At 67.8% G+C, this 15733-nt stretch carries 14 protein-coding genes and 1 riboswitch; of the genes, 10 read left to right on the top strand and 4 right to left on the bottom strand.

Going from position 1 to position 15733, the window contains the following annotated elements; translation table 11 throughout:
- Positions 1 to 4: 4 nt before the first annotated feature.
- The 3 genes from P4826_RS00845 to P4826_RS00835 all read right to left on the bottom strand — a co-directional run bounded on the left by P4826_RS00845 (position 5) and on the right by P4826_RS00835 (position 2868).
- The gene (locus P4826_RS00845) at positions 5 to 1279 is read right to left on the bottom strand and encodes a D-amino acid dehydrogenase (RefSeq protein ID WP_317702129.1); all 1275 of its coding nucleotides are present in this window, start codon (positions 1277 to 1279) and stop codon (positions 5 to 7) included.
- A gap of 155 nt (positions 1280 to 1434) precedes the next feature.
- A riboswitch (glycine riboswitch) is annotated at positions 1435 to 1532 on the bottom strand.
- 68 nt (positions 1533 to 1600) lie between these two features.
- Positions 1601 to 2143, bottom strand: coding sequence for a FlgO family outer membrane protein (locus P4826_RS00840; RefSeq protein ID WP_317702128.1), 543 nt, complete (start codon positions 2141 to 2143; stop codon positions 1601 to 1603).
- Positions 2140 to 2868 (bottom strand): hypothetical protein, encoded by a 729-nt coding sequence (locus P4826_RS00835; protein ID WP_317702127.1) that lies wholly within the window; start codon positions 2866 to 2868, stop codon positions 2140 to 2142. Before P4826_RS00835 ends, P4826_RS00840 begins: the two co-directional genes overlap by 4 nt.
- 161 nt (positions 2869 to 3029) lie before the next feature.
- Between P4826_RS00835 and P4826_RS00830 the strand changes: the two genes are divergently transcribed.
- Positions 3030 to 4229 (top strand): spherulation-specific family 4 protein, encoded by a 1200-nt coding sequence (locus P4826_RS00830; RefSeq protein ID WP_317702126.1) that lies wholly within the window; start codon positions 3030 to 3032, stop codon positions 4227 to 4229.
- 12 nt (positions 4230 to 4241) lie between these two features.
- On the opposite strand, the gene ppc is transcribed toward P4826_RS00830, so the two are convergent.
- On the bottom strand, positions 4242 to 7094 hold the full coding sequence (gene ppc / locus P4826_RS00825; RefSeq protein ID WP_317702125.1) for a phosphoenolpyruvate carboxylase: 2853 nt from the start codon (positions 7092 to 7094) through the stop codon (positions 4242 to 4244).
- 110 nt (positions 7095 to 7204) lie between these two features.
- Here ppc and hemC point away from each other — a divergent pair, with 110 nt between their 5' ends.
- From hemC to P4826_RS00780, 9 genes are all read left to right on the top strand, one after another.
- The gene (gene hemC / locus P4826_RS00820; RefSeq protein ID WP_317702124.1) at positions 7205 to 8134 is read left to right on the top strand and encodes a hydroxymethylbilane synthase; all 930 of its coding nucleotides are present in this window, start codon (positions 7205 to 7207) and stop codon (positions 8132 to 8134) included.
- Between the two features lie 2 nt (positions 8135 to 8136).
- Positions 8137 to 8946, top strand: coding sequence for a uroporphyrinogen-III synthase (locus P4826_RS00815; RefSeq protein ID WP_425605196.1), 810 nt, complete (start codon positions 8137 to 8139; stop codon positions 8944 to 8946).
- Positions 8936 to 10018, top strand: coding sequence for a uroporphyrinogen-III C-methyltransferase (locus tag P4826_RS00810; protein ID WP_317702123.1), 1083 nt, complete (start codon positions 8936 to 8938; stop codon positions 10016 to 10018). The genes P4826_RS00815 and P4826_RS00810 overlap by 11 nt, the downstream gene beginning before the upstream one ends.
- A gap of 10 nt (positions 10019 to 10028) precedes the next feature.
- Complete coding sequence (locus P4826_RS00805; RefSeq protein WP_317702122.1) at positions 10029 to 11297, top strand: heme biosynthesis HemY N-terminal domain-containing protein; 1269 nt, start codon at positions 10029 to 10031, stop codon at positions 11295 to 11297.
- A gap of 252 nt (positions 11298 to 11549) precedes the next feature.
- Positions 11550 to 13181 (top strand): cbb3-type cytochrome c oxidase subunit I, encoded by a 1632-nt coding sequence (locus tag P4826_RS00800; protein WP_317702121.1) that lies wholly within the window; start codon positions 11550 to 11552, stop codon positions 13179 to 13181.
- A gap of 17 nt (positions 13182 to 13198) precedes the next feature.
- Positions 13199 to 13846 carry a cbb3-type cytochrome c oxidase subunit II gene (locus P4826_RS00795; protein WP_317702120.1) on the top strand — a complete coding sequence of 216 codons (648 nt, stop codon included), beginning with the start codon at positions 13199 to 13201 and terminating at the stop codon, positions 13844 to 13846.
- Positions 13847 to 13859: 13 nt separating this feature from the next.
- On the top strand, positions 13860 to 14450 hold the full coding sequence (locus tag P4826_RS00790; protein WP_317702119.1) for a c-type cytochrome: 591 nt from the start codon (positions 13860 to 13862) through the stop codon (positions 14448 to 14450).
- A gap of 3 nt (positions 14451 to 14453) precedes the next feature.
- Positions 14454 to 15089, top strand: a complete 636-nt coding sequence (locus P4826_RS00785) for an SCO family protein (protein ID WP_317702118.1) — start codon at positions 14454 to 14456, stop codon at positions 15087 to 15089.
- Complete coding sequence (locus P4826_RS00780) at positions 15086 to 15721, top strand: hypothetical protein (RefSeq protein WP_317702117.1); 636 nt, start codon at positions 15086 to 15088, stop codon at positions 15719 to 15721. The genes P4826_RS00785 and P4826_RS00780 overlap by 4 nt, the downstream gene beginning before the upstream one ends.
- Positions 15722 to 15733 lie beyond the last annotated feature (12 nt).

Raw genomic sequence — 15733 nt, 5'->3', positions numbered from 1 at the left:
AAGACTAGCCCTCCTGCGCCAGCGGCGCCTGGCCCACGGCCACCACGCTGGCGCTGCGCGCACGGCTTGCGGCGCACACCATGTCGGCCAGCATGTCCGCCGTCGCGGCCGACAGCGTCCAGCCCAGGTGGCCATGGCCGGTGTTGTAGAACACGTTCGGCCGGGCGCCCGGGCCCACGCGCGGCAGCATGCTCGGCGTCATGGGACGCAAGCCGGCCCAGGGTACGACCTGGCGCGTGCTGACATCCGGAAAGCACTGGTTCACCCAGTTGATCAGCGGCTGGATGCGGTCGGCGCGAATATCGCGATTGGCGCCATTGAACTCCGCGGTGCCAGCCACCCGGAACCGATCCTGTCCCAGGCGGCTGGTGACCAGCTTGGTCTCATCATCGAGCAGGCTCACGGTGGGCGCGGCCTGCTGGCTCGGTTGATCCAGAAGATTGACGGTGATGGAATAGCCCTTGACCGGGTAGATGTTGATGCGGTCACCCAGCTGCGTGGCCAGCGCACGGCTGCCAATGCCTGCACAGACGACCATGGCGTCGAAATGCCGGCGCTCCGTGACGCCGTCGCACTCGAAGTCAACGGTTGCGCCCCCGCTATTGCTGGCCACGCCCTTGACCAGCGCGCCAAACAGGCAGCGCCCACCATGGCGTTCAAACGCCGCAGCCAGGCCGGTGGTGAACTTGTGGATGTCGCCGGTGGAGTCGCTCTCGGTGAAGTAGCCACCAAAGAAATCGCCCGCCAGCGTGGGTTCGATCTGCCGCATTTCCTCGGGCGTCACGGCACGCCGCTCCAGTCCACCGGCGGCCAGCAGCCTGGAGACCTGGCCCGCATGATCAAAGCCTTTGCGATCACGGTAGATGTGCAGGATGCCCTGCTTTTTCAGATCGAACTCCACGCCCTCGGCCTCGGCCCAGGCAAACAGGTGCTGGCGCGCGGCAATCGCCATGCGTGCCGTGGCAATGGTGTTCTCTCGATATTTCGGTATGTGGGCAATGAACTCGGCAAACCACGACAGCTTGTGCCAGGTCGGGCGCGGGTTGACCAGCAGCGGCGCATCGCCGCGCAACATCCACTTCAGGCCCTTGAGGATGGTCGAGCCGTGCGTCCAGACCTCGGCATTCGAGGCAGACAGCTGGCCGCCATTGGCAAACGAGGTGTCCATCGCCGCATAGCGATGCTGCTCGAACAGGGTGACGGAAAAGCCGCGCCTGGCAAGCGCGTAGGCCGAGGTAACGCCGGTGATGCCACCGCCGATGACAGCGATTGATTTCATGAAAGCTCCAAACGTCGGAAGGGTGGAGTGCGACGGCAACATGCATGCCGCACGCCCCCTCTGTTTGGAACCTGAGAGATTCGCACCCGCGCCGCTGCGGGGTGCTTGCTCCTGCGGTGGGGAGGATGACGAATCCGCCCGCTCTTCAGAGTGTCATGAACTGGCCGGTCCTTTTGCCTGAGAGTTTCCGGGGCGGTTGCTCCTTCGGCGCCACTGGGTTGGGATGCCCAGCGGTCTCTCCCGACCAATGCGCGCGATCATAGCGCCGTTTGCAGCCGTGGCGGCCTTGCCCCATGCATCCAAGGCCTGCCGACGATCGCTTCAATATTCCCCGACCAGCAGACCGCGCACATTCCCATCCATGGGCAGCGCATAGTCATGCGCCGCCAGCACGGCATTGCCATGCGGGCTCACGAGCTTGAGGCTCACGTATACCGCCTGAGAGGCGGCCGCATAGGTTCCCACCAGCACGGCCTGGGCGGCCTGCGCCTGGCTGACCTCGCCCACCTCGCGCGAGAGCAGCAACTCACCCTGGCGTGGCCGCAGGGCCAGCGTCTCGCGCAGGCGCAGCTCGGTCACGCGCAGGCCGCGCCGGGCCAGGCGGCCGGCCAGCTGCTCGGAGATCAAACGCCCCAGGCGCGAGGATTCGCCCAGCCGATCGAGTTGCACCACGGTGGACACGAGCACGGGCTGCTCGGCATTCAGCGCCACCTGCTCCAGCAAGGCATCGGCAGCCCCATGATTGCTGGCCACCAGGTCAACCGGCGCCACTGCGGACCGGTCGCCGTAGTAATACTGCGCGCAACCCTGCAACGCGCAGGCGCATGCCAGCACAGCGGCAGCCAGGGCCGCACGGCGTTTCATGGCGCCACCACCTTCCAGGTGCGCAGCGGCGCAGGCGCCGGCGGCGGCAGCTCGGGCTGGTAGAGCGCCGCATCCGCACGTTCGATGTAGTACATGTCTGCCGACCCCGCCAGATAGCGATCCTGGGTCTTGAGGGTGGTGGTGATGAGCACCTCGGTGCGCGTGGGGCCGCCCGCCGCGGCGCCCTGGGTGTGGCGCTGGGCCAGATCCATGGCCAGACCCGCCCCCAGGCCGATGGCGGTGGCCACGCCTGGCAGCAAGACACGATCGGAGTAATGCGTTTCCCAATCACGCCACACACCTACGCCGCTGCCCAGCAGAGTCCAGGGCGTTGGAATAGGCAGGTTGCTTGGAACCCCTGCCTGGTGCTGCACCAATTGCGTCTGAACCTCCAGCTCCAGCGCCGACGGCCCGGTGGACAGTGCCACCCCCTTATTGAGCAGGCGCACCCGCAGAAGCTTAAGAAAGCCCTGGTTGAAACTGGAGTTGTCGGCTACCGTGACATGGATGGGCTGTCCACCCTCGGGCCAGGCGGCCGTCTTCTCTGCCACGCGTGCGGCCACGTCGTCGGCCAGCACATCCCAATGATGCACGGCACGCGCTTTCTTCTGCCCGGTGGCCGGGTAGTTGTCGGCGCGCGGGACGTCCAGGTTGCTGCAACCGGCCAGCAGAGTCGCCGCCAGCACAGCCGCATGAACCGAGGCGCGGTGGATGGATGAAAACATGATCCCGATGATAGGGATGGAGTCCCGGGGCAATCGACACAACAACGCCGGGTTTCCCGTTCAAAGCGGCGGTTTCGATGCCTCAAGCACTATTAGCATGCGGTCACAACAGCAACATGAATGCAACACCGCGGGAATCCACCTTCCTCCTCATGACCACCATGCACACCACATCGCACATCGCGTCTCTGCTGGCCTTGACTGCCGCCTTGGCGGGCTGCGGCGGCGGGACGGAGAAATCCACCGCCCCAACCACGCCAGCACCCCCACCGCCGTCGGGCATCGTCAGCTTGAGCTTCATCACCAACGCCCAAGCGAACGTTTTCGACAGGGGCACATTGAGCAGCGCACTGAACGTCCAGGCAGGCCTCGATGGCAGCAACGCCAACAACCTCACGGTTACGTTCACGACCACCGCCGGCAGCGTCAGCCCGGTGCAGGTCGCCACGAACAGCAGCGGGCTGGCAGCCACGTCGCTCAGCATCCCCACCGCGACGCCCACAGGCGCCGTGCGCATCACGGCCACGGCCGCGGCCAACAACACCGCCGCCGCCACCTTTGCCGGCTATGTGCGCGCCGTGCCCAACAGGCTGGAACTGCTGGTGCCCGCCTACTTCAGCGCCGGCTCCAATGCGGCAGCCTGGACGGCACTCACCGACGGCGCCACCAGCTACCCCGATGTGGCGATGAATGTCATCGTGAAGCCGGACAACGCCAGCAACGGCACCATGACCGCCGCCATCACCAAGGCCGACGACAAGCTCATCACGGCCATCACCGCGCTCAAGACCGCGCAACCCCGCGCCAAGGTGTTTGGCTACGTGGCCACCGGCGGCGGTGCCAATGCGGCGATTTCAAGCACCGACGTCTCCGTCACCATCGACAGGTACATCGCCCTCTACCCCGGGCAACTTGACGGCATTTTTCTGGACGGCATGGCCACCGATGACAGCCGCAGGGCCTTTTTCCAGGGCATCTACGCCTACGCCAATGACAAGGGGCTGAAGGTCATCGGTAACCCCGGCGCCTACCCGGCCCCCAGCTATGCCGGCCTGGCCGACATGTTGGTGACCTACACCGGGCCCGCCACCAGCTACCAAGGCGCCGACCCCCAGCCCGCCAACACCTGGGTCTACGACAGGCAGAACACCGCCCAGGGCATGCTCGTGCATACCGCCAGCACCTGTTCCGAAATGCAGAAGCTGGTGACCGACGCCAACCGGCCGCGCATGAACACGGGCCTGGTGTACGTCACCGACCAGGCCATCGGCAGCCCCTGGTCTGCCCTGCCCAGCTATTGGAAGAACCTGCTGGGCACCGTGGACGCAACCAACAAGGGCCTTGCGCGGCCGGTTTGCTGATGGTGCGCAAGCTCACCCGGTATTGCGCAACCCCGCCGCAATGCCGTTGATGCAGATGTGGATGCCCGTCTGCACCCGCTCGTCGCCCTGGCCGGTGCGCCAGCGGCGTATCAGCTCGACCTGCAGGTGGTGCAGCGGGTCGATGTACGGAAAGCGGTGGCGTATCGAGCGTGCCAGCGCCGTGTTGGCCGCCAGGCGCTGCTTTTCGCCGGTGATGCGGGTCAGTGCCTCGGCCGTGCGCTGCCATTCCTGCTCTATGGCCGCGAACACCTTCTTGCGCAGGCGCGCGTCGGGCACCAGCTCGCTGTAGCGCGAAGCCAGCGCCAGGTCGCTCTTGGCCAGCACCATGTCCATGTTGGACAGCAACGTGCGAAAGAACGGCCACTGCCGGTACATCTTCTGCAGCAGTGCCAGCTGCGCCTTCGGCTCCTTGTCCGGCTCGTTCATGAAGGCCTGCACCGCCGCGCCAAAGCCGAACCAGCCCGGCAGCGTCAGGCGGCACTGGCCCCAGCTGAAGCCCCAGGGGATGGCGCGCAAGTCCTCAATTTTCTGGTTGGCCTTGCGCGACGCGGGACGCGAGCCGATGTTGAGCTGGGCGATCTCGCGTATCGGCGTGGAGTTGAAGAAATAGTCGGTGAAGCCGGGCGTCTCATACACCAGCGCGCGATACGCCGCCATGCTGGCCTGCGACAACTGTCCGGCCGCCTCCAGGAAGGCCTTGGTGGCCGGTTTGGTGGGCTGCAGCAGCGTGGCCTCCAGCGTGGCGGCGACCAGGGTCTCGAGGTTGCGCCGGCCGATTTCAGGGTTGGCGTATTTGCTGGCAATCACCTCGCCCTGCTCCGTCAGCCGGATCTGGCCGCGCACGGTGCCCGGCGGCTGCGCCAGGATGGCCTGGTAGCTGGGGCCGCCGCCGCGGCCCACGGTGCCGCCACGGCCGTGGAACATGCGCAGGCGTATCGGCGCACCGGCCTGGCCGGCGTTCAGCTCGTCGAACAGCGCCACCAGCGCGATCTCGGCGCGGTACAGCTCCCAGTTGCTGGTGAAGATGCCGCCGTCCTTGTTGCTGTCGCTGTAGCCCAGCATGATGTCCTGCTCGCCGCCGCCCGCGCGCACCAGCTGCGCGATGCCCGGCAGTTGGTAGAACTCGCGCATGATGGGCGCGGCATTGCGCAGATCTTCTATGGTCTCAAACAGCGGCACGACGATCAGGTCGGCGCGCGCGCCGGCATCCAGCTGGCCCTGCATCAGGCCCACCTCTTTTTGCAAAAGCAGCACCTCCAGCAGGTCGCTCACGGTCTCGGTGTGGCTGATAATGTAATGACGGATCGCGTCGGCACCATAGCGCTCGCGCATCTGCCGCGCGGTCTCGAAGATGGCGATCTCACTTGTCGCCAGCTCGGAATATTGCGCGCCCACCACGCGCAGCGGCCGCGCATCGCACAGCAGCGTCATCAGCAGCGCACGGCGCTCGGCCTCGGGCAGGGCGGCATAGTCGGCATGCACGCGCGCCTTGGCCAGCAGCTCGGCCACCACCTTCTCGTGCTGATCCGAGCTTTGGCGCAAGTCCACCGTTGCCAGGTGAAAGCCGAACACCTCCACGGCACGCATCAGGGGGTGCAGGCGCTCGGCCGTGAGCACCGCGCCGCGGTGCGATTGCAGCGAGGCCTCGATGACGCGCAGATCGGCCAAAAACTCCGCTGCGCTGGCATAGGGGTTTTGCGGTGCCACGGCGTGCAGCGCGGCCTTGCCGCCGGTCAGGTCGGTGAGCGTGGCGGCCAGGCGCGCATAGATCCCGGTAAGCGCACGGCGGTAGGGCTCGTCGCTGCGGTGTTCGCTGGTGTCGGGTGAGCGCTCGGCCAGGGCACGCATCTCGGGCGTGACCTGCACCAGGTTGCTGGACAGCGACAGCTCGCGGCCCAGGTTGTGCACCTCGGTCAGGTGGTGGCGCAGCACCACCTCGGCCTGGCGGCGCAGGGCCAGGGCCAGGGTGTCGGCGCTGACATTGGGGTTGCCGTCGCGGTCGCCGCCTATCCACTGGCCCATGCGCAGAAAGCTGGCCACGGCCTGGTTGCCGCCCAGCTCGCGCTCCAGGTCGGCGTAGATGCGCGGTATCTCACGCAGAAAGGTGGACTCGTAGTACGACAGCGCGTTCTCGATCTCGTCGGCCACCGTGAGCTTGGAGTAGCGCAGCAGCCGCGTCTGCCACAGCTGGGCCACGCGGGCGCGCAGCTGGGCCTCGTTCGCAGCCAGCTCACGCGGCGTGAGCGCGTCCTTGGCGCTGTTGTAGAGCTGGGCGCGCGCCTGTATGTCGTCGCGCTGGGTGAGCAGCTGGGCGATCTCGCGCTCGGCGTCCAGGATGCTCTTGCGCTGCACCTCGGTGGGGTGGGCCGTGAGCACCGGTGCCACATAGCTGGTGGCCAGGGTCTGGGCCACGGTGCGCGGCGCAATGCCGGCCCAGCGCAGGCGCGCCAGCGCCACCTCGATGCTGCCCTCCTGGCTGCTGCCGGCGCGCTCATGCACGGCCCGGCGGCGGATATGGTGCCGATCCTCGGCCAGGTTCGCCAGGTGACTGAAATAGGTGAAGGCGCGGATCACGCTCACCGTCTGGTCGCCCGTCAGGCTCTTGAGCAGTTTTTTCAGCGCGCGATCCGCCTCCTGGTCGGCGTCGCGCCGAAAGGCCACCGAGAGCTTGCGCACCTGCTCCACCACCTCGTAGGCGGCCACGCCCTCCTGCTCGCGGATCACGTCGCCCAGGATGCGCCCAAGCAGGCGAATGTCCTGGATCAGCGGCAGATCCTTGTCGATCTTGCGTGCCGGGGCTGCGGCAGGCGCGGCTTCTACTGTCTTGCGTGCGGGAGCGGTCATGCGCGGGTGTCTCCTGATGCGCCTGTGGGTATGGCGGGTGCTGCAGCGCAGCATGCTAGCATCCCCTGCTGCCCCAAGCCGTGTCCACGGGGCCCGAAAAAACTCTCCCCATGACCACTGCCCGCGCCCTCCCCCCCATCGTCATCGCCACGCGCGAAAGCCAGCTTGCCCTGTGGCAGGCCGAGCATGTGCAGGCCCTGCTCACCGCGCGCGGCCACAGCGTGAGCCTGCTGGGCATGACCACGCGCGGCGACCAGATCCTCGATCGCACGCTGTCCAAGGTCGGCGGCAAGGGCTTGTTCGTCAAGGAGCTGGAGGTGGCGCTGGAGGAAGGCCGGGCCGACATCGCCGTGCATTCGCTCAAGGATGTGCCGATGGAGCTGCCCACCGGCTTTTCCCTGGCCTGCGTGATGGAGCGCGAAGACCCGCGCGACGCCTTTGTTTCGCCCCACTACGCAACGCTCGATGAGCTGCCCCAGGGCGCCGTGGTCGGCACCTCCAGCCTGCGCCGCCAGGTGCTGCTGCAGGCGCTGCGCCCCGATTTGCAGATAGAGCCGCTGCGCGGCAACGTGCAGACACGGCTGCGCAAGCTCGACGAGGGCCAGTACGCCGCCATCGTGCTCGCCGCCGCCGGCCTGAAGCGCCTGGGCCTGCACGAGCGCATCCGCAGCGTGTTTGAACCCGACCAGATGCTGCCCGCCGCCGGCCAGGGCGCCTTGGGGTTAGAGATACGCAGCGACCGCCAGGATCTGCGCGACGCGCTGGCGCCACTGGCCCATGAGCGCAGCTGGCTCACCGTGACCGCCGAGCGCGCCGTGAGCCGCGCCATGGGCGGCAGCTGCTCCATGCCCCTGGCCGCGCATGGCCAGTGGAGCGGCGACCAGCTGCGCCTGCAGGCCGCCTGGGGCGACATGGAGGGCCAGTTGCCCCTGGTGCGCGCCGAGGGCGAGGCCTGTGTGCGCACGCTGGACGAAGCCGACGCCCTGGGTCTGGCCGTGGCCGCCAGGCTGCGCGCGGCCGGCGCCGTGGCGGCCTGCTGAGCATGGCGCCGCGCGCCATCGTCACCCGCCCCGCGCGCGAGGCCGCGCAATGGGTGGCCGACCTGCAGGCGCGCGGCATTGCGGCCTGCGCCCTGCCGCTGATCGCCATCCACCCAGTCAGCACGCCCTTGCTGCTCCAGGCGCTGCACGGCGCGCGCCAGCGCTTGCCCAGCTACCGCGCGGTGATGTTTGTGAGTGGCAATGCCGTTCAGTATTTTTTTGATTCAAATCTGCCTATAGCGCTTATGGGACAAGCGCAAACAGCTACAAAAACAAGAGCTTGGGCACCCGGCCCCGGCACCGTGGCAGCGCTGCGCCAGGCGGGCCTGCCGACGCAGCACATCGACGCACCCGCTGCCGATGCCGCGCAGTTCGACTCCGAGGCGCTGTGGCAGGTCGTGGCGCCGCAGATCGGCCCGGGCGACCGCGTGCTCATCGTGCGTGGCGGCACCACACCTGGCGCCGAAGGCGGCAGCGGCCGCGAGTGGCTGTCGCGGCAGATCGCCGCCGCCGGGGGTACGGTGGACTTTGTTGCCGCCTATGAACGCGGCGCGCCGCAATTCGATGCCGACCAGCAGGCGCTGGCGCGCCAGGCGGCCACTGACGGCTCTGTCTGGCTGCTGAGCAGCTCTGAGGCCGTGGCGCACCTGGCCGCCGCCCTGCCCGGCCAGCACTGGGGCCAGGCCCGCGCACTGGCCACGCACCCGCGCATTGCGCAGGCGGCGCAGGCGGCCGGATTTGGCAGCGTCAATGAATGTCGCCCGGCATTCAATGAGGTAGCCGCGTCGATAGAATCGCTTCATGAGCACTGAGTCCGCCCCCGAGCCGTCCATTGCCGCAGCGGCAGCCCCACAGCCGGCCCCAACCATGGGCCACAGCGGCGGCGTGGCGCTGTATGCGCTGGCCATCCTCACCATCGCCGCGCTGGTCAGCTCGGTGCTGTTGTGGCAGCGCGTGACCAATATGCAGGAGCAGCTGGCGCGGCAGTCGGCCGACTCCGGCACGCAGGCGGTGGAGGCACGCACCATCGCCCAGCAGGCGCAGGATGTGGCACGTGAAACCTCGGCACGGTTGGCCGTCACAGAGGCGCGCGTGGGCGAGGTGGCACTGCAGCGCGGTCAGCTGGAAGAACTCATGCAAAGTCTGTCGCGCTCACGCGACGAAAACCTGGTGGTGGACATAGATGCCGGCCTGCGCCTGGCGCAGCAGCAGGCGCAGCTGACGGGCAGCCTGCAGCCGCTGGTGGCGGCCCTCAAGAGCGCCAGCCAGCGCATCGAGCGCGCCGCCCAGCCGCGCCTGGCGCCGGTGCTGCGGGCCATGGGCCATGACCTGGAGCGGCTGGAGCATGCCTCCGTCACCGACACGGCGGGCCTGCTGGTGCGCATCGACGACCTGGTGCGCCAGGTGGACGACCTGCCGCTGATCAACCAGGTGGCCCAGGCCGCCGTGATGCGTCGTCAGGCTGAAAGCGCGCCCACCCCCGCCGCAGCAGCCAGCAGCGCCAGCGAGTCGCCGTGGCAAAGCACGCTGCGCCGCGCCTGGGAAGGCGTGCGTGACGAAACCCGCGGCCTGGTGCGCGTGAGCCGAGTTGATCACCCCGAAGCCATGCTGATTGCACCCGACCAGGCCTTCTTCCTGCGCGAAAACCTCAAACTCAAGCTGCTCAACGCACGCCTGGGCCTGCTGGCGCGGCGCATGGACTCGGCGCGCGCCGATGTCGCCGCGACCATCAATGCCTTGAACAAATACTTCGACCCCGCATCGCGGCGCACGCAAGGCGCGGCCACGGCATTGCAGCAACTGCAGTCCCACATGAAAACCGCCGAGCTGCCGCAGCTCGACGACAGCTTCGCCGCCCTGGCCACCGCTGCGGCAGGCCGCTGAGCACCGACATATGCGCGCAGCACTCTGGTTCCTGGCACTGTTTGGCGCCGCCGTCGCCGTGGCGCTGTTTGCGGGCAACAACCAGGGCACGATCACCGTGTTCTGGCCACCCTGGCGCGTGGATCTGTCGCTGAACATGGTGGTGCTGCTGCTGCTGGGCGGCTTTACCCTGCTGTATGCGGCGCTGCGCGGCCTGTCCAAGCTGTTGCAGATGCCGGTGCGGGCGCGACTCTGGCGCCTGCAGCAGAAGGAGCGGGCCATGCACGGTGCGTTGCTGGATGCGTTGTCGCAAATGCTGGCCGGGCGCTTTCTGCGCGCGCGCAAGGCGGCAGAGTCGGCCATCGCCCAGGCCGGCGCGCTGGACGACGCCAAGCACCGCCTGCCCCACGGCACCCAACTGCGCACGCTGGCCCATCTGGTGGCCGCCGAAAGCTCGCACGCCCTGCAGGACAAGAGCACGCGCGAGGCACATCTGCAGCAGGCGCTGGATCAGATTCCCGAACGCGCGCCGGCCCCCATGCTGGAGCTGCGCGAGGGCGCGCAACTGCGCGCCGCACGCTGGTCGCTGGACGAACGCGATGCCGGCATGGCGCTGGAGCGCCTGGCCACCCTGCCCGCGGGAATGGCCCGGCGCACCCTGGCGCTGCGTGCCCGGCTCAAGGCCGCGCGCATGTCGCACCAGACCGAGCAGGCCCTGGAGACCGCACGCCTGCTGGGCAAGCACCACGCGTTCTCGCCGGTGGCCGCTGAAAGCATAGTGCGCGGCCTGGCCATCGAGTTGATCGGCAGCGCACATGACCCAGCCCAGCTGCAGCGCATCTGGCTTGGGCTGGAAGGCGCCGAGCGCGCCATGCCGGAGATCGCCGTGCATGCGGCCCAGCGCCTGGCGCAACTGGACGGTGACGCGGCCCAGGTGCGCGCCTGGCTGCTGCCAGTGTGGGAGCGCATGGGCGAGCTGCCCGATGCGCAGCAACTCAAGGTGGTGCAGGCGCTGCAGGCCAGCCTGGACGGCCTGGACGCCAACTGGCTGGCGCGCATCGAATCAGCCCAGCGGGCGGATCCGCGCAATGCGCGCCTGCTCTACCTGTCGGCCATGGCCTGCCTGCAGCGCGAGCTGTGGGGCAAGGCGCAGCAACTGTTCACCCAGGCAGCGCAACAGCTTGCCGACGCCCCGCTGCGCGCCAGTGCCTGGCGCCACCTGGCCCAGCTGGCCGAGCAACGCGCCGACGCCGACGCCGCCGCGCACGCCTGGAAACAGGCCGCGCTGCAATACCCGTAGTAGCAGCGCGCCCCACGGCGGCGCCGTCCGCGCAATCACCCTTCTGACGCGCTAGCGCACTACGGCGCTGTGCCGCGCGTCGCCCCCATGTACCAACGCTTGGAGCATGGGCTTGCGCACGAATAAACATTCATTTCAAATGGGTTTTATGATCGCGGCCGTTCGTCATAACACGGTGCCGCTGTATGGCACTTGTGTCACATCAACCCATGGGTTAGAAGACATGCCTCCAGAACTGAAAGGGAACCAACCATGGACAGTGCGATATTGAGCCTGTTGGGCGCCTTCCTGCTGTCCATCATTGGACTGTTCGTCTTCATCTGGTCGCTGCGCAAGGGCCTGCTGGTGGAGAACCCACGCGCAGCATCGGCCATTTTTGCGCGCGGCGAGATCGGCCATATCGACGACCCGGCCCTGGGTCACGCCGGCCAGCAACGCTTCCAGGCCGCGGCCACGGAGCCCGGCGACTCGGGCCACCTGCCCGACGAGCACGAGATCGAGGACCGCATCGCGGCCGACCGCTCCAGCGCCTTCCCGGTCTTCATGTTCATCGCCTTTGCCTGCATGTGGCTGCTGTTCGGCGGCATCGCGGGCCTTACCGCTTCGCTCAAGCTGCACTGGCCCGACTGGCTGGTCAGCGAGGCCTGGATGACCTTCGGCCGCATGCGCACGGTGCACCTGACGGCGGTGCTCTACGGCTGGATCACCAACGCCGAGCTGGCCATCATCATCTGGCTCATGCCGCGCCTGCTGCGCCGGCCGCTGATCGGCAATATGTGGATCATGATGGGCGGCGCGCTGGTCAACGTGGCCATTGCCAGCGGCATCGGCGCCATTGGCGCGGGCTGGACGGACGGCCTGGAATACCTGGAGATGCCCTGGCAGATCGGCATCTTCTTTGCCGCCGGCATGGTCTGCATCATCGGCCCGGTGATGTATACGCTGGTCAACCGCAAGGTCGAGTCGCTGTATGTGACCACCTGGTACCACACGGCCGGCCTGTTGTGGATCACGCTGCTGTTCATCGTCGGCAAGATGCCCGGCGTGCACTTTGGCGTGCAGCAGGCGGCGATGAACTGGTGGTATGGCCACAACGTGCTCGGCCTGTGGTTCACGCCGGTGGCGGTGGGCGCCATCTACTACTTTCTGCCCAAGATCATTGCGCGGCCCATCCGCTCCTACAACCTGTCCATCCTGGGCTTCTGGACGCTGGCCTTCTTCTACGCCCAGGTCGGCGGCCACCACCTGGTGGGTGGGCCGGTGCCGGGCTGGCTGATCACGCTGTCCATCGTGCAGAGCATGATGATGATCATCCCGGTGCTGGCGTTTTCCATCAACATGGGGCTGACCATGCGCGGGCGCATGCGCCTGGGGATGTACTCGCCAACACTGCGCTTCATGATGTTTGGCGGCTTCATGTACCTGCTGTCGTCGCTGCAGGGCTCGTTCGAAGCGCTGCGCTCGGTGCAGCAGGTGGCGCACTTCACGCACTTCACCGTGGCCCACGCCCACCTGGGCGCCTACGGCTTTGTCACCATGGTGCTGTTTGGCGCCATCTACTTCATGATGCCGCGCATCATGAACTGGGAATGGCCATACCCCCGGCTGATTTCCTGGCATTTCTGGCTGGCCAGCATCGGCATCATGATTTATTTCGTCGGCCTGACCTATGGCGGCTGGCTGCAGGGCCTGGTCATGCTGGATGAAACGCGACCCTTCATGGACTCGGTCGCCGTGACCATTCCCTGGCTGCAGTGGCGCAGCGTGGGCGGCGCGCTGATGGTGGCCAGCCACCTGGTCTTCGTCTTCCACTTCCTGGCCATGGCCATGCGCTTTGGTCCGAACCGCGCCGGCGCGGCGCTGTTCGCCACCCAACAACCTTAAGCCCGGGAGACAAGCTCATGGAAAATGAAGCCAAACTCACCGCCGGGGCCATGGTGACCTTTGCCATCGCCGTCTCGGCGCTGGTCATACTGCCCTACGTCCAGGTGCGCGACGTGAAGGCGCCAGAAGGGCTCAAGCCCTATACCAGCGCCGAGCTGCGCGGGCGCGCCAGCTACATCGCCAATGGCTGCGTCTACTGCCACAGCCAGCAGCCGCGCTCAGAAAGCTTTGCCCCCGACGCCAAGCGCGGCTGGGGTCGGGCCTCGGTGCCCGGCGACTATTACTACGACAAGCCACACCTGCTGGGCAGCATGCGCACCGGGCCCGATCTGATGAACATCGGCGTGCGTCAGCCCAGCAAGGACTGGCATCTGGGCCACCTGTACCAGCCGCGCGCCTATGTGCCAGGCTCCATCATGCCGCCCTACCCCTATCTGTTCGACATCAAGGACAAGGCGGAGCCGGGCGAGGAGGCCATCAAGCTGCCGCCCGGCTACACCCCGCCAGGCAAGGTGGTCGTGCCCACGCCCGAGGCGCTGGATCTGGTGCGCTACCTGCAGGCGCTCAAGCGCGACTACCCCATCCTGCCACCCGAGCCGCAAGAGGCCACCGGCGCCAAGACCTCGTCCGTCGCGCCCGCCCCCAGGCCCACGCCCGCTTCATGAAAGGACTGTGACCATGAGCCAAGACCCGGTCACACGCGCACAGCAGCGCGAGAACGAAGACCCCGAGGAAGCCGTCCGCCCCATGCCCGTGGCCGCACTGCTGGTGGCCGCCGGCATGGTGGTGTGGGCGGTGGTCTACATCCTCTCCACCGAGCCGCTCACCCTGTCGCAGTTTGGCGACCAGCGCACACGCGCCGAGCTCTCCGGCCCCGTGGCCGCGGCCGGCGGCGCCGTGGACGGCAAGGCGCTGTATGCGGCGCAATGCGCCGCCTGCCACCAGGCCAGCGGCACGGGCCTGCCGGGCGTGTTCCCGCCGCTCGATGGCTCGGAATGGGTGCAGGGCGAGCCGCGCGTGCTGGCCAACATCCTGCTGCACGGCATCACCGGCGAGATCACCGTCAAGGGCAACAAATACCAGGGCGCTATGCCGGCCTTTCCCCAGCTGAGCGACGCCGAGCTGGCCGGCATCGCCAGCTTCATCCGCGGCAACTGGTCGAACAAGGCCGAACCTCTGCAGGCCGAACTGTTTGCCAAGGAGCGCGCGGACGGCAGCCGCACCACCCCGTTCGAGGGCGAAGCCGCGCTCAAGGCCTTGTCGCCATAAGCGATGCTGCTGCGCACGGCCCTGGCCAGCGTCCTGCTGCTGCTGGGCGGCTGGGCCGCGGCCAGCTGGCTGACCTACGGCTTTCAGGCCTGGACCGACGAGGGAGCGCGCCGCCTGGAGGTGGCGCTGCACCCCGTCACCGCGCCACCCATCACCGTCCAAGGCCCGGGCCTGACCGGCAGCCTGCCGGCGCTGCTGGGCGAGGATGGCGGCGTGACCATTGTCGATTTCATCTACACCCATTGCGAGACAGTGTGCCTGACGCTGGGCAGCAGCTTCCAGCAACTGCAGGCCGCGCTGCAGGCGGATCTGGCGGCGGGCCACGACACAAAACTCAGGCTGCTGTCCATCAGCTTCGACGGCGCGCGCGACGACCCCACGGCGCTGCAGGCCTACGCCCAGGGCCTGCGCGCCGACCCGGCCCTGTGGCGCTTCGTACGCGTGCCCGATGTGGGCGAGCAGCAGGCGCTGCTGCGCGCGCTGGGCGTGGTCGTGATCCCCGACGGTCGTGGCGACTACGAGCACAACGCCGCGCTGCTGTTGTTCGACTCCCGGGGCCGCATGGTGCGCATCTTCGACCTGGCCGAGCAGCAGCTGGCATTCAACTACGCGCGCCACCTGGCACGGGGCCCGCGATGAAGCGCCCCGCCTGCAAGCCCTGGCACCAGGCCGTCCTGGGACTGGTATTGGCAGCCCTCCTGGCGCTGCCCATCACCCGCCATGGGCTGGAGGCCAGCATGTGGAGCCACATGTTGTTGCAGTTTCCGCTGTGGATGCTGGCCGGCGCCCTGCTGGCCGCAGCCCTGCCGCCACGCCTGCGCCGCGCCATCGCCAGCTGCAACGCCCACGGCATCACCGGCCTGGTCTGGGTGGGCGTGGTGCTGTCGGTGCTGATGGTGCCGCGCGTGCTGGATCTGGCGCTGCGCGACATGGGCGTGGAGCTTGCCAAATGCACCGCGCTGCTGCTCGCAGGCGTGCTGCTGCGCCTGTCCTGGCGGCCGGCGGGGCTGGTGCTGCAGGGCTTTTTTTTGGGCATGCTGCTGCCCATGATGGCCGTCGTGGGCCAGCTCTACATCGACTCGCCCCTGCGCCTGTGCAACGCCTACCTGCAAGATGACCAGATGCGCCTGGGCCGTTGGCTGATCGGCCTGGCGGCCCTGCTGGCCCTGGCCTGGCTGGCGCATGTGGGCTGGCGCCTGGTGCGGCGCGAAGAGGTCATGCTGATGACCGCCGAGCCCCAGGCGCCGGAATACCGCCGAAATTCACAATGAAATACGGCCTCT

Source organism: Diaphorobacter limosus (assembly GCF_033100095.1).
In the GTDB taxonomy this organism is placed as follows: Bacteria; Pseudomonadota; Gammaproteobacteria; order Burkholderiales; family Burkholderiaceae_C; genus Alicycliphilus; species Alicycliphilus limosus.
This window is presented reverse-complemented; position numbering and strand designations above follow the sequence as displayed.